Source organism: Suicoccus acidiformans (genome assembly GCF_003546865.1).
Taxonomy (GTDB): domain Bacteria; phylum Bacillota; class Bacilli; order Lactobacillales; family Aerococcaceae; genus Suicoccus; species Suicoccus acidiformans.
In genome coordinates, this window is the sequence record NZ_CP023434.1 from 477,382 (window position 1) to 501,193 (window position 23,812).

The 23,812-nt window shown below is 35.5% G+C and carries 22 protein-coding genes and 2 pseudogenes; 19 read left to right on the forward strand and 5 right to left on the reverse strand.

What is annotated here, in order from left to right; genetic code table 11:
* Positions 1-18: 18 nt before the first annotated feature.
* The 11 genes from CL176_RS02360 (at position 19) to CL176_RS02410 (ending at position 8,786) form a co-directional block, all read left to right on the forward strand.
* Complete coding sequence (locus tag CL176_RS02360; protein ID WP_162890783.1) at positions 19-339, forward strand: reverse transcriptase family protein; 321 nt, start codon at positions 19-21, stop codon at positions 337-339.
* 518 nt (positions 340-857) lie between these two features.
* Entirely contained in the window at positions 858-1,043 is a 186-nt protein-coding gene (locus CL176_RS12950; RefSeq protein ID WP_118989882.1) for an IS66 family transposase, read from the forward strand.
* 652 nt (positions 1,044-1,695) lie between these two features.
* Positions 1,696-2,496 carry an SDR family oxidoreductase gene (locus CL176_RS02370; protein WP_118989883.1) on the forward strand — a complete coding sequence of 267 codons (801 nt, stop codon included), beginning with the start codon at positions 1,696-1,698 and terminating at the stop codon, positions 2,494-2,496.
* 17 nt (positions 2,497-2,513) lie between these two features.
* Complete coding sequence (locus tag CL176_RS02375; protein ID WP_118989884.1) at positions 2,514-4,370, forward strand: BglG family transcription antiterminator; 1,857 nt, start codon at positions 2,514-2,516, stop codon at positions 4,368-4,370.
* Positions 4,367-4,849 carry a transcriptional regulator GutM gene (locus CL176_RS02380; RefSeq protein ID WP_118989885.1) on the forward strand — a complete coding sequence of 161 codons (483 nt, stop codon included), beginning with the start codon at positions 4,367-4,369 and terminating at the stop codon, positions 4,847-4,849. The genes CL176_RS02375 and CL176_RS02380 overlap by 4 nt, the downstream gene beginning before the upstream one ends.
* 2 nt (positions 4,850-4,851) lie before the next feature.
* Positions 4,852-5,406, forward strand: a complete 555-nt coding sequence (srlA, locus tag CL176_RS02385; protein ID WP_118989886.1) for a PTS glucitol/sorbitol transporter subunit IIC — start codon at positions 4,852-4,854, stop codon at positions 5,404-5,406.
* A gap of 15 nt (positions 5,407-5,421) precedes the next feature.
* Positions 5,422-6,420 (forward strand): PTS glucitol/sorbitol transporter subunit IIB, encoded by a 999-nt coding sequence (gene srlE / locus CL176_RS02390; RefSeq protein WP_118989887.1) that lies wholly within the window; start codon positions 5,422-5,424, stop codon positions 6,418-6,420.
* A 15-nt stretch (positions 6,421-6,435) separates the two neighbouring features.
* On the forward strand, positions 6,436-6,792 hold the full coding sequence (locus CL176_RS02395; RefSeq protein ID WP_118989888.1) for a PTS glucitol/sorbitol transporter subunit IIA: 357 nt from the start codon (positions 6,436-6,438) through the stop codon (positions 6,790-6,792).
* 46 nt (positions 6,793-6,838) lie between these two features.
* Entirely contained in the window at positions 6,839-7,486 is a 648-nt protein-coding gene (locus CL176_RS02400) for an HAD family hydrolase (RefSeq protein WP_118989889.1), read from the forward strand.
* Positions 7,483-8,103, forward strand: coding sequence for an HAD family hydrolase (locus CL176_RS02405; RefSeq protein ID WP_118989890.1), 621 nt, complete (start codon positions 7,483-7,485; stop codon positions 8,101-8,103). Before CL176_RS02400 ends, CL176_RS02405 begins: the two co-directional genes overlap by 4 nt.
* 11 nt (positions 8,104-8,114) lie before the next feature.
* The gene (locus CL176_RS02410) at positions 8,115-8,786 is read left to right on the forward strand and encodes a fructose-6-phosphate aldolase (protein ID WP_118989891.1); all 672 of its coding nucleotides are present in this window, start codon (positions 8,115-8,117) and stop codon (positions 8,784-8,786) included.
* Between the two features lie 887 nt (positions 8,787-9,673).
* Here the strand turns inward: CL176_RS02410 and CL176_RS02415 are convergent.
* Positions 9,674-10,575 (reverse strand): annotated as a pseudogene (locus CL176_RS02415) (IS30 family transposase).
* 365 nt (positions 10,576-10,940) lie between these two features.
* On the opposite strand from CL176_RS02415, the gene CL176_RS02420 reads away from it, so the two are divergent.
* The gene (locus CL176_RS02420) at positions 10,941-11,729 is read left to right on the forward strand and encodes a DeoR/GlpR family DNA-binding transcription regulator (protein ID WP_118989892.1); all 789 of its coding nucleotides are present in this window, start codon (positions 10,941-10,943) and stop codon (positions 11,727-11,729) included.
* 137 nt (positions 11,730-11,866) lie between these two features.
* Here CL176_RS02420 and CL176_RS02425 read toward each other — a convergent pair whose 3' ends face one another.
* The 4 genes and pseudogenes from CL176_RS02425 to CL176_RS12955 all read right to left on the reverse strand — a co-directional run.
* Positions 11,867-12,103 (reverse strand): transposase domain-containing protein, encoded by a 237-nt coding sequence (locus CL176_RS02425; protein ID WP_118989893.1) that lies wholly within the window; start codon positions 12,101-12,103, stop codon positions 11,867-11,869.
* Positions 12,104-12,520: 417 nt separating this feature from the next.
* Positions 12,521-13,282 (reverse strand): IS21-like element helper ATPase IstB, encoded by a 762-nt coding sequence (gene istB / locus CL176_RS02430; RefSeq protein WP_118989628.1) that lies wholly within the window; start codon positions 13,280-13,282, stop codon positions 12,521-12,523.
* The gene (gene istA, locus CL176_RS02435) at positions 13,276-14,763 is read right to left on the reverse strand and encodes an IS21 family transposase (protein WP_118989686.1); all 1,488 of its coding nucleotides are present in this window, start codon (positions 14,761-14,763) and stop codon (positions 13,276-13,278) included. Before istA ends, istB begins: the two co-directional genes overlap by 7 nt.
* A gap of 30 nt (positions 14,764-14,793) precedes the next feature.
* A pseudogene (locus tag CL176_RS12955) lies at positions 14,794-15,575 on the reverse strand (IS66 family transposase); the annotation flags it as partial.
* A 2,092-nt stretch (positions 15,576-17,667) separates the two neighbouring features.
* On the opposite strand from CL176_RS12955, the gene CL176_RS02460 reads away from it, so the two are divergent.
* From CL176_RS02460 to CL176_RS02490, 7 genes are all read left to right on the forward strand, one after another.
* Complete coding sequence (locus CL176_RS02460) at positions 17,668-18,126, forward strand: PTS sugar transporter subunit IIA (RefSeq protein ID WP_118989898.1); 459 nt, start codon at positions 17,668-17,670, stop codon at positions 18,124-18,126.
* Positions 18,127-18,143: 17 nt separating this feature from the next.
* Positions 18,144-18,431, forward strand: coding sequence for a PTS galactitol transporter subunit IIB (gatB, locus tag CL176_RS02465; protein WP_118989899.1), 288 nt, complete (start codon positions 18,144-18,146; stop codon positions 18,429-18,431).
* 12 nt (positions 18,432-18,443) lie between these two features.
* Positions 18,444-19,799: a PTS galactitol transporter subunit IIC gene (locus tag CL176_RS02470; protein ID WP_118989900.1), complete on the forward strand. Its 1,356-nt coding sequence runs from the start codon at positions 18,444-18,446 to the stop codon at positions 19,797-19,799.
* Between the two features lie 29 nt (positions 19,800-19,828).
* A complete protein-coding gene (locus CL176_RS02475; protein WP_118989901.1) occupies positions 19,829-20,875 on the forward strand; it encodes a galactitol-1-phosphate 5-dehydrogenase in 1,047 nt (348 codons plus the stop codon).
* Complete coding sequence (lacD, locus tag CL176_RS02480) at positions 20,872-21,861, forward strand: tagatose-bisphosphate aldolase (protein ID WP_118989902.1); 990 nt, start codon at positions 20,872-20,874, stop codon at positions 21,859-21,861. The genes CL176_RS02475 and lacD overlap by 4 nt, the downstream gene beginning before the upstream one ends.
* Before the next feature lie 101 nt (positions 21,862-21,962).
* Positions 21,963-22,901: a 1-phosphofructokinase family hexose kinase gene (locus tag CL176_RS02485; protein ID WP_118989903.1), complete on the forward strand. Its 939-nt coding sequence runs from the start codon at positions 21,963-21,965 to the stop codon at positions 22,899-22,901.
* A 2-nt stretch (positions 22,902-22,903) separates the two neighbouring features.
* A complete protein-coding gene (locus CL176_RS02490) occupies positions 22,904-23,692 on the forward strand; it encodes a Cof-type HAD-IIB family hydrolase (protein WP_118989904.1) in 789 nt (262 codons plus the stop codon).
* Positions 23,693-23,812 lie beyond the last annotated feature (120 nt).

The following is a 23,812-nucleotide window of genomic DNA, read 5'->3' on the forward strand; positions in this document are numbered from 1 at the left end:
ATTAAGTTTAAACAAGGGGTGATCGTTGATGATATTGAAGAAACTATATCGGAATATGGTTCAGCTATTCTTCGGAAAGTGAAGGGTGGAAATTATCAAGTCTTACCTGTAAATCGGGTATATATACCGAAAGATAGTAGAGGTAAATGCGTATTAGGCATCCCAGTAGTTCGAGACCGTATCGTCCAACAGATGATATTAAACATCTTAGACCCATATATCGCCCCTCACTTCTCAGATCATAGTTATGGTTTCAGGAAAGGACGCAATGCGCATGACGCGATTCATCAAGTAGAAGCCTATACGAATGAGGGAGTATGTATATGTCGTGAATTGTGAATTATCGAAATACTTTGACACAGTACATCATCAGAAACTGATGAGTTAAGTGGGGAACATATTCAGAATGTAGGCATTGTAGTAAGAAAGGGTGCTAACGATAAGATCGTAAAACCTGATATTCCTAAAGAATCCTTGAAATAGTAGTTTCTCCTCGGCTTCTATCGAATTGAAAACCTTGCATCAGAAATTTGGACTTAAACTACCGGCATACCGTCAACAGATGGAAAGGAAGCAAATTGGTAATCCAATATCTCGTGTTAACATTACACTGATGTATTCAGGTATCAAAGCCTTACTTTGACCCGTTTGTGAGGGGCTTTTCTTTAGGCGATTCGCCAAAAATGGATATTGTCTCCCCAGGGCTCCGCTTGTGCCCATTTTTGACCAATCTCTGCTAAGAATAGCTTCAGTAGTTCCCAGAGGAATGTTTGGTTACTTCCATCAGGGAAACTTGTAGTTGAACAAGGAGTGTACTATTACTTTAATAGGCTAGGGCATCATCAAACCACCAAGTCATTAATGAATTGTTAGATTTTGAATATGCCAGATATAATATGTGTGATATGTATGGAGCTTATCGAGACCTCGATGCGTCGTTAGTGCAATTGTGTGTGGGTTGGGCTCATCTCAGGCGAAAACTCTTTGAACCGATGCTTAATCCACCTATATCGACCACCCTTGCTTACAAAGCAGTTCAATGATGTAATTATATATCCCTGCTTGAATCCAGATAAAAAAATGATACCACTTGAAGATTGCTTAAAAGAACGTGAGAGGTGCTTTACCTGTCAAATTGACGAGTTCTTTGGCTGGCTTCATTTACCTGTTGTTTCGAATTCAAGTCAAGTAAAGTAAAGCGGTTGATTTCGCTCTTAATTACGAGGGGCAATTCAAGACTTTCTTAAATAATAGCCGCCTTGAAATGAGCAATAACTGAGCAAAGCGCATGAATAAGACATTGGACATCGGTCGCAAGGATTTGTTATTTAGCCAAATATTAAAGGAGCTCAAGTGGCAGGCTAAATTAAACGGCGTGAATTTGCTGGCTTACCTTTTGTAATTATTTCAAGAACTACCAATTCTCTGCTTTTAAATTTTGAGACTCTAGGGGCTTATTTACTAAGGTCTCATAAAGACAAGAATACCTGTCTGGTACTCAAATAAACAATACAACAAGCCGATGTAAATCCAGTTTACAGATTTATATGTGCTTGTTCAATGTACAAGAATATCGGGCGCTTATTCTCTCTCGAGTTAGGATAAAAAAATATCAATCGAGGAAAAAAAGTCTGTATTAAATCAGGCTTTCATTTGATATAGGATTGACTTATATAATATGAAAGGGGTTTTATAATGGGATATTGGTTAGGAATTGATGGTAAAGTCGCTGTGGTTACAGGTGGTTCATCTGGTATTGGAGCAAGCATTATTGAATCATTACTTGCGCAGGGTGTGAAAGTTGCTAACTTCGATATTAGAGATGGAGAACTTCAAGATGATAACCTGTTATTCGTTGAAGTCGATGTTACATCTCGTGAAGCAGTTGAAGAGGGAGTTGCAAAAGTAGTTGAAACTTTTGGAACTATCGACGGATTGGTGAATAATGCAGGGATTAATATTCCGACTTTATTGGTTGATACTAAAGAACCTGGAAGTAAATATGAGTTAAACGATGCTATATTCGATAAGATGATTGCAATTAATCAGAAAGGTTTATATTTAGTAGCTCAAGCAGTTGGACGTATTCTTGCTGATAAGAAGCACGGCGTCATTATTAATATGGGTTCAGAGTCTGGTTTAGAAGGTTCTGAAGGACAATCTTGTTATGCAGCTACCAAAGCAGCGGTATACAGTTTTACTCGTTCATGGGCCAAAGAATTAGGTAAATCCAATGTTCGAGTGGTTGGTTTAGCGCCTGGAATTATGGAGGAAACAGGTCTTAGAACTTTAGCCTATGAAGAGGCCTTGGCATACACTAGAAACAAGACAGTTGAAGAACTTCGTGCAGGCTATACAAATACAAGCACTATTCCATTAGGTCGCGACGGTAAACTTTCTGAAGTTGCTGATGCTGTATGTTATTTACTCTCCGACAGATCAAGTTATATCACTGGTGTTACCATTAATGTTGCCGGAGGTAAGACCCGAGGTTAAAGTAAAGGTGAAGTTTTTTGGGAATATTAAATCGATGGTACAGATTATTAAATTATTTAGTTTCAAATGACCAAGTTTCGCTTTCGAATATACAGCAAAACCTCAACGTTTCCCAACAAACAGTTAAATCAACGATTAATTTATTGAATAATGAATTATCTGGTATTGCTCAGATAATTGAGCATAACGGCTATTACTACATAGAAATTTACAAATATAATGAATTTGAGAATATATTAAATGGATCTTTAAAACAAATGAGCGATTATAATTCATCTAGTAAGAGGCAAGCTTATATAATACGTCAGTTAGTAGAGGCAAAGGATTATATCCTCATTCAAGATTTAGCAGATGATTTAAGTGTTAGTCGTGGCACTGTAAATAATGATTTAAGGAGTCTTCGACAAATATCTTTAAAGTATGATGTTATTGTTAACAGTGCGCCCAATAAAGGACTCAAGCTTGAAGGGTCTGAATTTGGTATCCGGTTACTTGAAATTTATCATTCAGCAGATTATTTTCATTATAAGGTGATTACTGATGAAGAAGTCCAGCTAATATATAGATTACAAGAAAAATATCGTTTTAGAAGAAGGGATGCATACCTTCTTTTAAAAGTCTTAGATATAAGTTTGTTTCGTGTTTTTCATGGGGATGATATGTCTATAATTGAAAATTATATCAATTATTCCAGAAAAGAAAGTTACCTCGATGAATTGATTACGGGTATTGAATATAATTTTAGAATAAGTCTTAGTGAAGAAGAAATTGACTTTATTTCTTTTCCATTGAATTTAAATGCTAATAATTTAAAAATAAATCAGAATGATTTAAAAGATAACATCAAATTCATGAGTACGTTCGAGAAGATTGTCTCTGAACTAAACTCTACTTATTTTCTTGATTTTAATTTCGATGAATTATTCGATGAAATTGCCAATCATTTAATATTTCTCATAAATCGATTGATCTTTAAACATTCTTCTGATGATATATTCCACGGAGAAATTGAAAAAAAGTATCCTATGTCATTTCAATTAGCCAAACATACATTGAATATCTTAAAAGATGCCTATAACTCAGAGACAACTTTGCTAGAAGCGGACTATCTTGCTCTTTATTTCGAGTTAGTAAGTAAGACTAATGAAGAGATGGCTGATCGGAAAGAGATTGCTATTATATGTAATACAGGCAAAGGAACGGCAGCAATGGTCCGCAGACAGATTGAACGCGTAATTGGGCAAGACATAAAGATATCACAGTTTTCTGAAGCCAATTATGAAACAGAAGATTTATCAAAGTATTTCGCTATTATAACAACAATTCCTTTGGAAAGCATTAGTAATGATATTCCGATGATTTACCTATCCAATATCTTTAATGATAAGTATCTGTCTTCTGAGTGGAATAAAATAATTTCAAATCGTGATGATTTTACAGATGACTTTGAAGTTGTCTTACATGAGGTTAAGAGAACACAATATGAAGAATTAATATTAGATATGATTTTAGATTTAGAGAGTGAAGGATTAGTAGACTTAACATTTCGGGACAGGATACTTGCAAAAGATGAGAGCAGAACATTAATTACGGATAACGGTATTGCTTTACCACACGAAATCAATTATGAGGATAATAAGATAATTATAAATATCGCTAAGTTAACAAATCATATAAGTATTAAAGATAAGATTATTGATTTAGTGATTTTATTGGCGATACCGAACCAAATGAAAGAAAATGATAACGCTTTATTAAATTTATATGATTTAATTTTTGGAGTAGCACAAAATAATAACTTAAAAGACAATATAATGAAAGCTAAGTCAATTAACGAGATGATTAAGATTTTTAATGAAGGTGAGGTTAAATGAATTATATAATTCTGTTTAGTATTATTGCTATTACGGCTTATATACTTCAGTTTGGACTTGGATACTTCCAAATTAAACATTTTAACGAAGTATATTCTGATCTCAGAAGGAAAGGAAGAGTAGCAATTGGCACAAGGGCGGGCAAGATTTCAGCAGGAACAATTGTTATGTTTGCAATTGATGACGAAGCTAAAATACTAGATGCCCGTAAGATGCAAGGAGTTTCAGTGATTGCTAAATTTAAAGAACTACCTGATTATATCGGTGAAGATTTGCATTTTATAGACCATAAACATCCTCTTGTTCAAAAAGAAAATAAACTCACGAAAATTGCGATGGAAGATGCGAGAGATTTATTTATTAAAGTAGAAATGGGTGATTACACAGAAGAGAAAAAATCTGGTCCTGTCGATAATTTACTTTTAAATACGAAAGTAGCAACAAATCAATTTGTAAATAAATTTAAAAGGAGTGCATAAATATGCAATGGTTAGTTAGATTTGCTGAAGGTTTTATGGGGATGTTCCAAGCAGGAGCAGATACCTTTATTGGGTGGATGGGTTCAATTGTACCGTTAGTTTTGATGTTAATGGTGGCAATGAACGCTCTCATTACACTTCTTGGTGAAGAGCGCATTAATAAATTAGCTGCCGCTTCAAACAAGAACTGGATTACTCGTTATATGATTCTTCCTTTTGTTTCAGCATTTATGTTAGGGAATCCGATGTCGATGACTATGGGGCGTTTTTTACCAGAGTTTTATAAACCTGGTTATATTGCTGCACAGATGCAGTTCTGTCATACAAGTAATGGGGTTTTCCCACATATTAATGCTGGGGAACTATTCGTATGGTTAGGTATTGCACAAGGCATTGATGCATTAGGCCTAAATTCAGCTGAGTTAGCTATTCGTTATTTACTTGTAGGTTTAGTGATGAATGCGGTTGGTGGATGGTCAACTGACTTTATTACTGAAAGAATTATGAAGCAACAAGGCATTGAGTTAAATAAATCAGTTATTGCTCAAGAAGTATAATTAAGGAGAATGAACATGGCAGAATTCAATAGTATAAAAGTCTCAAGAGGTAACGGCGGATTCGGTGGACCATTAATTATCACCCCTACTGAAGAGAAACATAAGTTTATTTATGTAGTCGGTGGTGGAGAGCGCCCTGATATTGTTGATAAAATTGAAGAATTAACTGGAATGGAGGCAGTCAACGGATTTAAGACATCGATTCCAGATGACGAAATTGCGTTAGCAATTATAGATTGTGGTGGAACTTTACGTTGTGGAATTTATCCAAAGAAAGGAATTCCGACGATTAATATTATTGCTACTGGGAAAGCTGGTCCATTAGCACAATATATTACAGAAGACATTTATGTATCAAACGTAGGCTTAAATCAAATTGAACTGGCTGAGCCAGGCGCTGAAGCGATTGTATCAACTAATACTGAAAAGTTAGATAAGAAATCAACTTATGATACAACGAAAAAAATCACTGAACAAACGTCTAAGCCAGGGTTAGCGACCCGTATTGGTATGGGAGCTGGTAAAGTTGTTTCGGTCTTTAACCAAGCAGCACGCGACGGGGTCCAGACGATGATCAATACAGTTATTCCGTTTATGGCATTCGTTTCATTGCTTATCGGAATTATTGAATCAACAGGTGTTGGTAATTGGATTGCTAACGTTCTAGCCCCACTAGCTGGTAATGTATGGGGATTGATTCTTATCGGATTTGTGTGTTCGATTCCTGTCTTATCGCCATTATTAGGTCCTGGTGCCGTTATTTCTCAAATTGTTGGTACCCTAATTGGTGTCCAAATTGGTAATGGAGTCATTCCGCCGCATTTAGCTTTACCAGCACTGTTTGCAATCAATACACAAAATGGTTGTGACTTTATTCCAGTCGGTCTAGGACTTGCAGAAGCAGAAGCTGAAACTGTTGAAGTTGGGGTTCCAGCGGTACTGTATTCAAGATTTCTTAACGGAGTTCCTCGTGTCGTCGTTGCCTGGATTGCAAGTTACGGATTGTATCAATAATATTAGGAGGATTTTATGTCAGTGTATGAGACAAAAGTTGTAAACATAGGATCTGATGCAGCTATGTTTAAAGAGGAGAACATGATTGTTCTCTTTGGAGAAAATGCGCCAGCTGATTTAGCGGATTACACTTATAATGTTGAGGTTACACCAGTAAAAGAAACCATCACTACTGGCATGACGTTGATGATTGATAGTGCAGAATTTATTATAACTGCTGTTGGGGATGTCGTTGAAAAAAATCTAAATGATTTAGCCCATATTACTATTCGTTTTAACGGAGCTAATGAGGCAGAATTAGCTGGAACTTTGTATGTAGAGGGAAAAGAAATTCCTGATATTAGTATTGGAACTATGATAGTTATTAAATAATGAAAAGGCCGAATGTTTCGGCCTTTTTCACTATAGGAGATGCCTTATGTATAAAGCTTTTATATTTGATATGGATGGGGTCATTGTAGATTCAGAGAAAATTTATACAGAAGCTATATATAATGTTGCTTTAAAGGAAGGTTTTGAACTAAGAGAAGAATACATTTATAATTTTACTGGAACGACTCATGAATTTACCTGGGAAAACATAAAAAGTGATTATAATCTATCAAAAAGCATTAAAGAATACATCGCTGAAATGTTTAAAGAAGTTGGGGTTATAAAAGAAGCAAAAGGTGTTGAAGCATATCCTGGTGTTGTTGATTTTCTTAAAAGACTTTCCGCTCAACAATATAAAATTGCGATAGCCTCTTCTTCTCCATTAAATGCTATCAACGAAGTAGTCGATTTGCTTAAAATTAGGGAGTACTTTGATATTTTAGTGAGTGGAGAATTCTTCGAAAAATCTAAACCTGATCCAACAATATATTTAGAGACTGCGAAGTACTTAGGTGTAAGCCCTGCAGAATGTTTAGTAATTGAAGATTCGCACAATGGAGTGAAAGCAGCTAAAGATGCTGGAATGTATTGTTATGGTTTTATTGATGCTAAGTATCCAACTCAGGATTTAAGTTTAGCGGACGAATTTGTCGAAAGTTTCGATGAGATAAAATTAAACGAAGGGAGTAAATGATGAAATATATTGTGTTTGATATGGATGGTGTAATTGTAGATTCTGAATATACTTATTTAGAATCTAAAGCAAAGATATTGCACGAAGAAGGTTATGATAAACCAATAAGTTATCAATATCAATTTATGGGAACGACATATGAATTTATGTGGACTACAATGAAGGAAGAATTGGGTCTCGATAAATCTGTTGATTACTATATTGAACAGATGAACAATAAAAGAGAAGAAATGATCCAACGAGATGGAGTAAAACCTATAAAAGGTGTTGTTAAATATATCGAGAAATTGAAATCAGAAGGGGCAACCTTAGCAGTGGCATCATCTTCTCCTAAGAAAGAGATAGAACATAATTTAACAGAATTAGGAATAATTGACTTTTTTGAGGTATTAGTCAGTGGTGAAGAAGTTGAAAATTCCAAACCTGCTCCAGATATTTTTTTGAGAGCTGCAGAATTACTTCAAGTTACACCTGAGAAATGCGTAGCTTATGAAGATACCAAAAATGGATCTTTATCAGCCAAAACGGCTGGGATGTATGTAATAGGATTTGAAAATCCAGATTATCCTGCACAGGATCTTAGTGCAGCAGATGAGATAATAAATAGTTTTGTATAAATGGAGGAAAAATGAAATTAATTATTGATTCAGCTAATGTTGATAAAATCAAAGAGTATCTAGAATATCTACCTATTGATGGGGTAACGACTAATCCATCAATTCTCAAAGCAGAAGGTAAGATTGAGTTTATAAATCACATGAAGGAAATTCGTCATATTATTGGCATAGATAAATCATTGCATGTGCAAACAATTTCTGATACCGCTGAAGGAATGGTTCGAGATGCACACGATATTCTTGAAAGTATAGATGATCAAGTTTATGTTAAAATCCCAACGAGTAAAGAAGGACTTAAAGCTATAAAACAACTAAAAGCAGAAAGCGTTAATATTACTGCAACAGCTATTTATTCAACAATGCAGGGATTACTCGCAACTGAAATGGGTGCAGACTATTTGGCACCTTATATTAATCGAATGCAAAACCTTGACACTGATCCTTTCTTGGTAGTTAACCAATTAGCTAGAAATATTGAACAGACTAATAGTAGCACAAGGATATTGGGTGCCAGCTATAAGAATGTTAGTCAAGTTATTGATTCATTAATGGCTGGGGCGACCCATGTAACAGTGGGTTCCGATGTATTAGACAAATTCCTAGATAATGCTAATATAGCTAAAGCAGTAGCGGATTTCGGACAGGATTGGAATACCATTCACGAAAGATTTAGTATCAAGTAATTGCATCTAATAATTTTATATTCATACAGTTGATATAAGCAATAAAGTTACAACATGGGCTAAAATAATGCTCTCTGCCAACTGTTTTATAGATTGACTGTAGAGATTTAACTATATTTGTATGATATGATATAATTCATTAAATTTAAAAACCCAGATTGAAGAAAGGGCACATCTTCAATCTGGGTTAAGCGTTTTATATTCCTGACTTTCGTTGTTTAAAAGTATTTTTCTATCTTAAAACGGTGATATCATGCGCTTTATCCTAAATTCCCGAAACACATAACGAGGATACCCCTAAGGCGCATGTTGTGGACATGCGAGGGGAGAGTTATCGGATGAAGCAGACCAGTGCCTGGAAGGAGGCGCAAGCCAGCCAATAGGAGGTATGAAATGCTGAGACACTTTCTTCTTAACTAACTTTTCAAAAATTAGTCTAAGCCGTTACATTGACCCAAAGGGTGGTCCCTTTTTCACTTGACATATACAATTGTACCGTAAAAGGGCTGTTACATGGCCTTTTATCTTTTACACAATTATATGAACTTTATCCAGGCAATTGCCAAAGATTCAAGTTCATTCTAAATATTAGTAAAATAAATTAACAAAAATAATTTTTTGATGTATAATTAGAAAAGAACATGTCCTTTATTTTGGATGAAGCTAGCTCATCCATCTGTTTTGTAAAGGGCTTTTTCTTATATCTATGGTAGTATGACTAATCTGGGTGTTTTTTAAGTTCTCGATTGTCAATTTAAGTTAGAAATTTTTACACTATGTTATGAGTGATTGAACTTGGTGACACACTTGTGCTAATCATCTTAAACAACCCCCTTCATCAAACTCTTGAGTGGTCAAGAGGAAAAGCGCTAGCGACTCTGGAGGAGTCAGGAGCTTGATGAAACCATATTTCTTAAATGGCTGGCATAATAGCCAGGTGTTTGATCCAAAAGATGGGCCAAGAAAACCTCTAGCGGAGTGTAGTCGTTAAGAGATTTACGTGGAATGATATTTAGCTTGAAGGTTACTTCATTAAAAACAGTACCTTTAGGCAAACCATCTCTTCTTAACCATCCGTTAGTATGCTCATTCCGTTCTCTTTGAGATGGGCATCCTAGGTCTGCAAAGAAGATGTCGATATTAAATTCATTGCTTAAGTCTTTCCAGTTAGAAAACTCTTTGCCATTGTCCAAAGTCAGAGATTTAACCAGACGGTAAGGGGTTTTAAGGAAGAAACGTTTCAATGAATCCGTTACTTGACATGCTTTACGACCTTCTGTCTTCAGGGTGATCGCTAATTTACTTATTCATTTAACTCGTGTAATGGCCGCACTTTGGTGGTTCTTACCAACCATAGTATCCCCTTCAAAATGACCAAATTCATCATTGTCTTCAGGATAAGCCTCTTGACACCGTTCTAGTCTTCTACGGTCATTTAGACGGCCCCTCGTTTCAACATGCTGATCCGCTTTTCGTTTACCTTGCACGGGTAAAGCTCTGACATCAAAAGCAGAGTCATCTTAGAAGCGATGGCAAAGTGTTTTGCCACAACAATTCAAGTCAATTTCCTGGCGGCCAATCATCACGTCCGGTGACCACCCTTGTGACATTCGGTCATTTGATCTTCTGTGAACTGCTTCTTCTTAGAGCCACACTTAGATTTGTTAGCTTTGTAGCGTTCATAATAGTCGATGATAGTCCCACCATCGTCTAAATAATGATAGACATTATAGATGGTTTGAGCAGATCTACTTAACTTTTTAGCGACTATGTAAGCTTTTTCGCCAATTTCTTAATAGTTTTCTATCCAAGTCAGTTCTTTCGTGGTAAGATGTGTGTAGGCCATTTTGTGTCTACTTCTTTATTTATGAATGCTCTCATAAATAGTGTGGCACAAATGGTCTTATTTGTTTTTCTAGCTTAATTTTACAATTCAGGAGTTAAAATAAACTATGGAAGGTAATAACTGAAATATATTAAGCTTTCTATGACGAATGATGTGTTCGTTATAGAAGTTAACATTATTGCATTTGTATATAGTTAGTTTGTGTAATTTAAAAATTAAAACTTCAAATAAAGATTATCGCTATATCATATTATAAAGTAAGTTCGGTAGATAAATTTACTCAACAATTGATTAGTTAGAAGGATAGAATGATGAATGCAAATGATAGACGAGATTTAATTTTACAAATATTACGTGAAAAAAAAGAAATAAAAATTATTGAGCTTAGTGAGATGATTAATGTATCACGCGAAACGATTAGAAATGATATAAAAATATTGGAAAATGAGGATGGTAGAGTTAAGAAGACTTACGGAGGTGCAAAACTTGAAGAGTCCTCTCGGGAAACAGCTTATGAAATAAGAAGGCAAGCTAATCGACGAGGGAAACTTGCAATAGCAAAACTAGCTAGTGGGTTGGTTGAGGAAGGCGATACAATATACCTTGATTACGGAACTACCAATTTAGAAATTGCTAAACAATTAGTAGCAAAAAACCATTTGACTGTTGTCACTAATACATTACCAATTATTAATGTACTTGCTAAGAATGAAACAATAAATTTATTTGTACCGGGTGGTTATATAAGAAGGGTGGAGTTTTCTTTGGCTGGAACAACATCCATGCAGGCTATTCAAGATATTTATGTGAAGTATGGTTTTTTTGGCTGCTCAGGGATACATATGAACTATGGTATTACTAATATTGTTGATAGCGAAGCAGAGTTTTCGAAGATGATGATGAATCGTAGTACGAATGTATTTATTGTTGCTGATGGGACAAAATTTGGAAGAGTATCATATAAACAATTAGCTGATTTCGAAGAAATAAACAAGATAATTACTGATCAAATACCAGATAGTCAAAAAGAAACAGTTAATTTCTTTAAAGAATTTTATCCCAATTTAGATGTAATCCAAAGTGATTATCGTATTTAACTATGTACAGTCAGATATGTGGATCTCATTTTTTAACATGTTTTAATAAATGCACATAAGCGGTCAATAGCCAGGTACCTATCAACGCAAAAAAATCCACGCTAAACTAGCCCCAGTAATGATTATACTGGGGCTATTTACAATAGTTTTTTAATTTGGTCAGCACAGACTTGTTGAACTGTATGTGACCAAGATAGATATTTTGACAAGTCCGCACCAATTAAACAAAACTCATTCGGAAGGTGTGTGAGAAGATAATTCATATAACGCCATGGATCAAACCTGTTGGCTTTCGCTGTTTCTAGAATCGTAATAATAACTCTTCCAGTTTTAGCTCCCGTATAGCTTTTGGCAAAAAGATGTTTTTGCGACACATCACCAAACTCTTAGTCGCACGCTCTGTTTTATTATTCGACGGTACATAGCGCACATCAATTAAGAGGGTGTAGAAATACTGCTCATGATCCAAAGCTTAATTAATCGATTTTTCAAACGTACCATTGATGGATTGATTCGCTTTAATCAGGTTAATCTCCCTGAACAATGCATCTATTATACTCTTAAGTTTTGTTTGACGCAGTTTTAGTCGTTCTTCTGGTGTAAGTTTCTGTTTATCCCATTCCCTTTCTAGTTTGAAGATATCATCGTTTTTTTGAAATCATATGACTTGGTGTATATGTCAAGTGAAAAAGGGACCACCTTGCCGTTGAAAAAGGGACCACCTTTTGGGTCAATGTAACGGCTTAGGCTAATTTATGAAAAGTTAGTTAAGAAGAAAGTGTCTCAGCGCTTCATACCTCCTTTTGGCTGGCTTGCGCCTCCTTCCAGGCACTGGTCTGCTTCATCCGATAACTCTCCCCTCGCATGTCCACAACATGCGCCTTAAAGGCTAAACGATCCACCAGGGCTCCCGTTAAGGTCGGGTCTTTAAAGCATTCCTGCCAGCGATCAAAGGTAAGGTTCGTCGTAATCATTGTAGAGCCCTTTCCCATCCGATTAGAAAGAAGATTAAACAGAAGCTCAGCCCCGGCTTCATCAAAGGATAAATAACCTAATTCATCGACAATCAAGAGATCGACCTTATTTAATCGCTGTTTGAAGCGATAAAATTGACTTTGCGTGACGGCCTCTCTTAATTCAATAACAAGATTTGGGGCATTTACGAACTGTACATGATAATTCTGCAGACAGGCCTCCATGCCAAGACCAATGCTAAAATGCGTCTTCCCTGTTCCAGGGTTGCCAATAAGAATGACGTTCTGTTTCTCTTGAATAAAATTCAGGGTCTTTAATTCGCGTAGTTGTTGGCGAACACCTTCCTTAAACACTTTCTCGTCAAAGTCCATCAGGTACTTCTTTTGGCTAAACTTGGCCTGTCGAATCCTTCTTTGATAGCTTCGATTTCGACGTTGTTCCACCTCCTCTGTCAATATCTCTGTGAGGGCTTCTTCCAAATCCAGTCCGCGACTCGTATATTCCAGGAGCAGGTGTTGGTAATTTTCCTTCAGATAGGGAAGTTTTAGTTCATTAGCGGCTTCTGCGATTGTTAACATAAGCTTTCCTCCAAACCATAGAGAGCATTTAATTGATGGAGCGTTGCTTCTGTCTGATGAAGAATCGCCTCCTGATTTTTAGGAACACCCTCATTTTCCGTTGTGACACGTTGCACCAACTGATCATAGGCCAATTGCTGGCACAAAGCCTCTCCACTGAGGCTATGGTATTTCTCAAGTTGTTCTATGAATTCTTTAGGGTGTCCGCTATAATATTTATGATAGAGTGTTTCCAAGCCGGGGGTTTGTTGAAGAACCAGCGAGTGTTCCAGAGCACCAGGTTTCTTCTTGAGGGTTTTGATATAGTGACTGATATCAAGCTGAAACCCATGGGAACCCTCTATTTTATTATGCCTGGCCACTTCTTGTTCATTGGCATAAACCACGAGATAATCGGCATAAGCCTTGATCTGAACTCGCTTCCCTACCAAGTAGTCAGGGACAGAATACTGATTCTTCTGATAATGAATCGTGGCATACTTTGTGACGCTGAGCTGACAAAGTTCTGCCAGTTCAAAGGGAGGACGGTATTTAAGAAGGTGGCCTTTTTCTTCTTCCAAACGACTCTCTTGATTCAAAGTCCGTAAGGACTCTTCCAAATGCTGGCGAGCTTCATCTAAAGATTGAAATTGATATTTTTTGGTGAAACAGTTTTGTCTGACATGCTTTACACGACTCTCTACTGTTCCCTTCTCATTCCCACTGAAGCAATTGGTGACATTAATATTAAACCCATAATAAGTGGCTAATTGGATGAGTTGGGGGTTTAGCTCCTTTTCATTACGCCCAATAAAACGAGTGACCACATTTCTCATATTGTCATAGACAAGCTCCGCATACACCCCACCCAGGTTTTCAAAAAATCGCACATGCGCATCCTGAAAGACAGCTTTTTTCTGGTTGGTATAGAGGTAAGCCCAGTAATAATCTGAAGCAGGGCTAGCCCACACAGCGAGATAATAGGTTTTAACCACGCCCTCAATTTCTAATTTGACCTCTCCAAAATCGAACTCCACCCGTGCACCCAATGCATAATTTTGCTTGATAAAAGCCTCTTTAGCTTTCGCTTTCATTTTTGACCAGTAATGAGCGACTGTCCGGTATTTAATCGCATACCCTTCCTCTGCTAGGATTTCATAAACAGCCTTAGCCGTTAGTGCTTGTTTATGAGGTCCTAGCCTTCGATCCTTTTCTCTTTCTTTTTCCAGTAATTCGCTCATTCTAGCTTCCACCTCTGGTGTAAAGGTTCTTTTTTTCCGATTGGAAGTATCATATTTTCTTTCTAAGACTAATTGTTCGGTTGCTGCTTCGATTTCTTTCTCATTTTGAGCGTCATCCAAAGCATCTATACCTGCTTGGTATCGATCCCTTATTCTTCGAATCGTTTTTCTATCAATGTCCATGTCTCTGCTAATTTTCCTAATGGATTCCCCATTTCTAAAACGGTGAATCACTTCGAATTCTTTATTGATACGAATCACTCCTTGGCACCTCCATCTATAATACGTTTATTATAGATGGAAAGGCATGGCAAGTGGTCCCTTTTTGAATAGCAATTTACCCCGAAGGTGGTCCCTTTTTAGATTACAACAAACACTTGGCGCATTGGATTCCTCTTGGACTAGGTAGGCATCAAAGAACTTTCGTCTAAGGTGAGTCCAACAGGCTGATAGCACAATGTCCCCGTCGCTGTTGTTTACAACGGACAAGTACACATTGTACATGTCTGTTATAAGTCCACCACTGTAGTTTTCTCCGATGATATCTAGAAAACACTCTTTGCCTCGTCCGTCTTGAAAGTTATAAAAATGATAGGAGTCTCGCTATCTCTACCACTACATAGTAGCCAGTAGTAACTTTTTTTAGTGCTTTCAATGACCTTGAAGCTGGTCTCATCTGCATGAATAATATCTTCTTGAAGCAAATGTTCTAACAAAGCTTCATATATGAACTAGATATTGTTCGCATACAGAGATATGCAGTTACAAATGATATTACGAGTCAGATCGAACTCATAGTTTTTCCAATGGGCTTCTTGGCGATAAGCTGGTACCTTTTGTACATATTTAAGGTATAAGATTTCTGTGATAAGTGAGGCGGATATGATACTTTTTTGAATTGGACCTTTCGGTGTAGACTCCTTCACAATCATGCCAGATACATCATTTTCAGAACAATGTGTACATTTGTATGTATGTTGATAATGATTCACGACCTCAAGACCAACAGGAATCACCACGAGTTCGCGTCCAATCAGTTCTTTGCGAATATGTTGCATCTCATGATGGCAGGTTGGACATTGGCTATTTTTTAATCCGTGGTGTTCATCTGTTTGCGGATATTGATTGAGTGTCTATGGATTTTTGACAGACTATTTTTTTCTTCTGTGGGATTTGATTTCTACATATTCTTCTTTCTCAATTTCACTTTCTCTGTCTGTGCTTTTTTAAGTCTCGATGTCTAATAAGGAAGGTTGTCCGTTACTCGGAACTAACTCATGACGTCTTGAATAAGTCATGGATTTGTACAGATTCAATTCTTCTGTCGTTTTTAACTTAAGCTCAAGTTTTGCAACTTGTTTCTCTAGTTGATTATTAGTCACTGAAACTTCTGAAAGTTGTTCTTAAGTATGCTAATTTCAGTTAAAAGCTCTGCATTTGAATGCATCGAAATCATCTCCTTTAATAGATTAATTATATAATTAAAGCAGGTATTTTTATATCGGAATATAAGTATATAAAAATTTAATTTGAAAGCCATTTTGACGATTGGCTCAAAGGTATCTCCACTTAAAAGCCGTTCAATATTGTATAGCTGTATCTCTCGGAACTCATGGTCATCTTTAGACCATTTGAGTCTTCCACCATAGATTGGTAGAACAAACGGCGTAAACATTCCACCACTCCAATAGATAATGAGGAGGCGATTGCGAGCGTCATTACACATCATATACGCTGTTGAGGTGTTCGAATCAAAGTGTTTACAATGCTGTATGATTATTCCATGAAAAAACTACCACCTGTGCGGAACAATCTACCACTGAGTGCGGAGAAATCGACCATATAGTGCGAAAAGAATAGACCAGTATAATATTGCCTTCTGTATCATTATAAATGTATGAGTGATTTATACAAATATAATTTATAGGGGATTTTTATGATTCAGAATCGTAAGTTTTTTAAATTGCATCATAACGTAGTATCAATTAGGCGAATTTCATTACTTACAAGTCATTCTAGAGAGAAGGTAACCGAAGTAATATATGTCGATAGGCTTGATGATGGTGACTTAACATTTGAGATAATTAATCCCTGAATAGAGGAGACCTATTTCTGAATAAGAAGGTGGCCCTCTAAGGATACTATGTGCCTGATTGGGAACAACTCTTGAAGACAGAGGAAACTTCTTCTATAAATGGATTATACAATGCGATGGATGAGTTAGATAAACGTCAGTGAAATATCCAAAAGAAACTTGTTGCACACGAATCAAGTCCCTTAAGACTCTTGCTTTATGATATTACTAGTGGTTATGTCGAAGTGATTATGCCGAAAGTGAGCTGGTTAGCTATAGCCACAACCACGATAAGAAAAAAGGTCACAAACAAATTGATACCTGTTTAGTATGTAATAGAGCGAGATGTCAAAGGATGGTAAAAGTATTCAAAGTGAACGTCCAAAAGAGACAAACCGTTCTAGGCATATTCATGGCCTTGCAAAAAATACGATAAGAAGGCTATGATTTGCTTGAGCTTTGATACTCCTCCCTCAAACCAGTTACATAGAGGTGAATATTACTACTATCGACTTTAAGCTCAGAGTATTGATTTAGCAATCTTTCTATAATAAAAACTAAACTACCGTGAGGATAAAATCTCAAATAATGCAAAGATATTCTCTTGATAAGAATTTAATAATTTTAGCTTCACACCTTGGTTTATTAATTCCTACTCTACATCTTCAAATATTTTCTTCAAGCATTTCTTGAAGACGATATTTGATAAAGCAGTTGCCCAGTAATCTGATTAATACTGAGCTTTTTTTGTTTTGCTATGAATTTCACTCTACATGACTATTTTTTTAATTTCTATATCGCACTTCGTATTCAGTATTGACAAGAATATTTTAAATGTTAATAACTTTGCTGATTTAGTAAAGAAGAAAAGTTATTTAAGAAAAATTGATAACTCTAGGTCGTTATTCATTTTTCATTTTAAAAATATTATTTATCATTATTTTTGCAAAATTAAAATTATGCAAAGAAAAACAATGTGAAATAAATAATTTGCAAAAATAGTGGCAAAAGAAAACGGTTTCTGGTATAGTGTTGCTATAGAGTTGCAAAAGAGCAAAGGTTGTTTTAAGAAATATAGAGGAGGTTTTGTAATGGCTTTACTAGATGAAAAGTTCATATTTATAGACTTGCAAGTAGATAATCAGGATAAATTATTTGAAGTACTTGGAGCACCGCTGATATCAGAATCTTTGGTTGATGAAGACTATATTCTAGCATTAAAAGAAAGAGAGAAAAAATTTCCGACAGGGTTACCACTTCCAATAGGTGTGGCCATCCCACATACTGAAGGTTCTTATGTAAAGAAAGATAAGCTCGTGGTTGCTACATTAAAAAATAGTATTATCTTTAATGAAATGGGTGGTGATAAAGATGATTTTGTAGATGTGTCTTTAGTTATCATGTTAGTAATAGGAGATGGAGCGGGGCACCTTGATATGCTGACAAAAATTATTTCATTAGTCCAAGATGAAAACGTTGTTAAAAATATTATTGATATGACTAGTGAAACAGAGATTGTTAGAGTGTTTAATGAGTATTTAAATTTATAGATAGGGGAGAAAATGCTATGGCAAGAAAAATAATATATGTCGCGTGCGGAGGAGCAGTAGCAACTTCTACAGTTGCAGCTAATAAAGTAAAAGAATTGTTAAAGGATAAAGGTATAGATGCAGAAGTAAATCAGTGTAGAATTAGTGAGTTGAACTCGTATAAAGATACCGCTGATGCATTTGTTACAACAGCGAAGGTATCGAAAGATTACGGCATTCCGGTGATTCATGGGGCTCCGTTTATTACCGGCATTAAACAAGAACAGGCAGAAGAAGCTCTATTACAAGCATTAACTGAAGAATAGGAGATTCATAAAATGAACGTTATATTAAATATAGTTCAATATATAGTTGATTTAGGAGCATCGGTTATGCTACCTATAATCATCTTTATATTGGGAATGTTATTTAGGCAAGGTGTTGGAAAATCTCTAAAATCAGCATTGACTATTGGTGTTGGTTTTATTGGAATTGGTCTTGTAGTTGATTTATTGAACGCCAACTTAGGTCCAGCGGCTCAATCTATGGCTGAGCGATTTAGTTTAAATCTATCTGTTGTAGATTTAGGCTGGCCCGGCACATCTCCTTTTGCCTGGGCTTCTGACATGGGGCTAATCGCAATACCGGTTTCGATTGTAGTTAATATTATTATGCTCTTAACAAGAACTACTAAAGTTGTGAATGTTGATATCTGGAATATTTGGCACATGGCTTTTACGGGAGCGATAGTTCAGGTTGCTACTGGTAGTTTTTTGATGGGTATAGTAGGAGTTGTAATTCATTCTATACTTGCTTTTAAATTTGGAGATATTTATCAATCTGTAACAGATAACTATTTTGGATTAGAAGGCGTAGCCATTCCTCATGGTACATCATCTTATATGGGAGTATTTGCAAAACCAATTGATGATTTGATTGAGGCTATACCTGGCTTAAATAAAATTAATTTTAACACTGATACTTTGGAAGAAAGAATTGGGGCTTTTGGTGATCCTACCGTCATAGGTGGAGTTTTAGGCTTTGTAATAGGGTTGCTAGCGGGATATAACATTGGTGATGCATTATTATTAGCCGTACAAATGGCTGCTGTAATGGTTTTAATGCCTGTAGTTGTGAAATTTATTATGCAAGGTCTTTTACCAATTTCGGAGGCTGCTAAAGTTTTCCTAGATAAAAGATTTCAAGGTGGCGAATTCCTGGTAGGGATGGACCCAGCATTACTTCTTGGTGACCCTCAAGTTATTTCTACCGGATTATTATTTATTCCAATAACCATATTAATTGCTGCGTTGGTACCTGGTAATGAGGTCCTTCCTTTCGGAGATTTAGCGACTGTAAGTTTCTTTGTTGCTATGGCTGTTGCAATCCATAAAGGGAATATCTTTAGATCATTAATTAGCGGTTCTATAATTATGACTATTACAGTTTGGATATCTAATCAAATGATTGGCTTACAAACAACTCTAGGTCAGCAAGTAAATTTAGTTGAAGAAGGGGTAAGGGTATCTTCGCTAGACCAAGCAGGTAGCCCAATCACATATTTAGCAGCAAATATCTTAAACGGAAACATTCCTTTTGGAGTAATTGTTATAGGCATTATTTATGTTGTTGCTTATGGCTATACTTATGTAGCTTATAAGAAAAAAAGATTATATATCCCAGATGAAGATTAATCGTTTCTTTAGAAAGAAGGAAAAATAAAATGAAAGCTTTGCAAGTAATCAACACTAAGGAGATGGAGTTAGTAGATATAGAAACACCTAGTCCTTGTAAAGATGAGGTGCTGATAAAGGTGGCATATTGTGGAGTTTGTGGATCAGATTTAGCAAGGTATTTTAAAGGTCAAGTTCATAAGTTTCCACAAATTTTAGGGCATGAGTTTTCCGGGATAATAGAATCAGTTGGGGATTCAGTGAAAAGCATTGAGGTCGGTGATCGAGTTGCAGTTGCGCCTTTAAAACCTTGTGGGAAATGCCACATGTGTGAGACAGGCGAACCAGCTATGTGTACCAATTATAGTTTTATAGGTTCACGTGAACCTGGTGCGATGGCAGAATATGTTGTAGCTCCAGAAAGGAATGTGATGGTTATTCCTGATGAGCTTTCATTGAAAGAAGCTGCTTTAGTAGAACCGTTAACTGTTGCTATTCATGGAGTTGATAGACTTAAAGTAGAATCTGGGGATGTTGCTCTAGTGTTAGGATCAGGAACGATTGGCTTACTTACAATCGGTGTATTACGAGCAAAAGGCGTAAAAAAAATCATTGCAACAGATTTAAGTGAAGAAAAATTAAAATATGCAAAAAATATGGGTGCAGATGTTGCGATAGACACTACAGAAGTTACTTTAGATGATTATTTTAAAGATCAACAATTGCCGGATCTTGTATATGAGACAGCGGGATCACCGTATACTCACGTAGAAGCGTTTAAATTTGTGCGAAAAAAAGGACAAGTCTGTTATATCGGTACAAGTACAAGTGAAATTACTTTTAACCATAAAGAGTTTGAGTTAATTAATCGCGGCGAGTTAACAGTTACAGGCTCTTGGATGTCTTACTCAGCGCCTTTTCCAGGAAAAGAATGGGGTGCTGCACTAAATTATTTAGCTAATAAAGAAATTATGGTAAAGGATCTTATAACAGGCGTACATAGTTTAGAAGACAAGTCATTACCATTTAATCGTTTAATCGATAAGGATATTGTAGCTGTTGACGAAATATACGAGATTTCAAAGGAGGAAGAATAGAAATGTTAAAAGTTTCTCAAGATAAGTATGCCAAACTAGAAAATCTTTCTGATGAAAATGGAATTATATCCGCATTGGCTATAGATCAAAGAGGGTCTTTGAAAAAAATGATTCATTCTGAAAAAGATAGTATCTTGGAAGAATTTAAAGTATTAATTTCTGAAAATCTCACAACTTATGCATCCTCAATTTTACTAGACCCAGAATACGGTCTGCCTGCTTCAAAAGCTAGAGATAAAAATAGTGGGTTAATTTTAGCGTACGAGAAAACTGGATATGATGCTTCTTCAGAGGAACGGTTCCCAGATCTTCTAGATAATTGGTCAGTATTGAGAATAAAAGAAAAGGGAGCAGATGCGGTAAAAATATTGTTGTATTATGATATTGATGCTGATCCAGAAATAAATGATGTTAAACACGTTTTTATTGAAAGAGTTGGGTCAGAATGTGAAGCGGAAGAAATTCCTTTTTTCCTAGAAATATTAACATATGATGCTAATAATGAAGATAATAAAGGGAAAGAATACGCTAAAGTAAAACCTCATAAAGTGAATGAAGCAATGAAATTATTTTCTCAAGATAGGTTTAAAGTAGATGTTTTAAAAGTTGAAGTTCCTGTAAATATGAACTATGTCGAAGGTTTTTGTAATAATGATTACATCTATACACAAGAAGAGGCGTTAGAGTATTTTAAATCACAGTCTCAGGCGACTCATTTACCGTTTATCTTCTTAAGCGCTGGAGTTTCTGCTGAGCTGTTTCAAGATACCATTGAGTTTGCTGGCAAGGCAGGTTCTACCTTTAATGGAGTCTTATGTGGTAGAGCTACTTGGAAAGAAGCCACAGATATATTCGCGGATGATTTTGACAATCATAGAAAAACTAAAGAATGGTTGAATGAAACTGGGAAAGAAAATATTGAAAAGTTAAACAAAGTCGTTAATGAAAATGCGACATCTTGGAAGGAAAAAGTAATCATGAAATAATAACTCATGATCACTGCCTACAAGGGACGAGTGAATTTAGTATTTAAAGTTACATTGATAATCTTCTAGCGTTGAATATTTAGGCTTTAAAGGAGGATGAAATGATACATTTAATTTGTCCTAATCCTGCACTAGACAGAACATTACTATTAACCGATGCATTAATGGAAGGGATTCCCAATCGACCATATAAGGTAAAAGAATTTCCTGGTGGGAAAAGCTTTAATGTTGCTTATGCATTGAATCATGGAGTTCAACACGAAAAAGTGCTTGTTCATACTATTTTGGGTGGACCTACTGGACAATATGTTTTAAGCTTAGCAGAGGATAAAGGAATTGATGTAAAGTTTATAGAAGTGGAGAAGAACACTAGAGAATGCAATATTATAGTAGAAATGAAGAGTGGAAATATCTATCCTATTTATGAACAAGGTTTTGTTTTGACACAAAACTTATTAAAGAATCTTACTGAAAGTATAATTGAATCTATATCACCCAAAGATATTATAGTTTTTTCTGGTAGTCTTATGCAGGGTATGCCAGATGATTATATTGTGCAAATATCATCAGAAGTAAAAGATTTAGATGTTCAAGTATTGGTAGATACGAGCGGTCATGCATTAAAGGAAGTTTATAAAAAAAGTAGACCGACCTTATTAAAAATTAATGATGAAGAGTTTAATGAATTAATAGAGGGTAATCTATCGGAACCAGAAGAATTTATTGACTTCTTCAAAAATCATTTGTCATCAAATATAGAGAATATTGTTGTGACTTTGGGAAGTAAGGGAGCTGTCGCCAAGATTGATAAGAGGTATTTATACCTTAAAGTGCCTGAAATAAAAGCGAAGAATCCTGTAGCTTCAGGAGATTTCTTTCTTGGGGGGCTAGTGAGTGGAGTTTCGAAACAAATTGATTTAGTAGAAGCACTTAAGTTATCTATCGCATACTCTATTTCAAATTGCTTGTATTGGTTTCCAAATATAGAGGAAGAAGATGTACAAGAGTACAAAAAGCAAATTGAATTAAAGGAGTTTTGAATATGAGTGAAAAACATCTATATAAATCCATTGTATTTTTAGATTTGGATGGAACTCTTTTGAATAGTAATCATGAAGTTACCACGAACACAAAAGCAGCACTTGAAAGTGCTCGAAGAAATAATCATTTACTAGTTATTGCATCTGGAAGACCTTACTCTCAAATATCTAGTCTTCTTTCTGATTTGGAATTTAGCTCCTATATACTCACAAATGGGCAGTATATTTTTTATGAGAATAAAGAAATTTATAATAACTACATGGATTCAAATATGATTATAGAGTTAATAGAATATTGCAACGATGAAAATATTGAGGTTGGGTTCTATAATGAAACAAAGCATGCTATTAGGAAATCTACACCTCTTGTTGAAAAGACACTTGAACATTTCTTTATAAATAAACCGTTAGAAGATTATGATTTTCATCATAAAAATAATGTAAATATGATGCTTTTATTTACCGAAAATACAAATCATGACCTTATATTAAAGGAGAGATTTCCTAGCTTTAATTTCTTTAGGACATCTCCATATTCTATTGATGTGATTAGCAAAGGGAATTCCAAAGCAACAGCAATTAAAACAATGATATCAAAATTAGAATTAGAAGGGTTACCCACATACTCCTTCGGAGATAGTATGAATGATATCGAAATGTTAGAAATAACGGACTATTCTACGGCCATGAAAAATGGTGTGGATGAAACAAAGGCAGTTGCAGATTATATTACTGACTCGAATGATAAAGATGGAATAGTTAGCGGTTTTATACATTGGGGATTGATTTAAATATAATTTAAAAGTAGTCTGTATGTATACGATTTTGCTAATTCCTTAGATTTAACTAATTTTAGTAGTGTTGTATGATAAAGTCCATAAAATTGTGTAAAAGATAAAAGGCCATGTAAC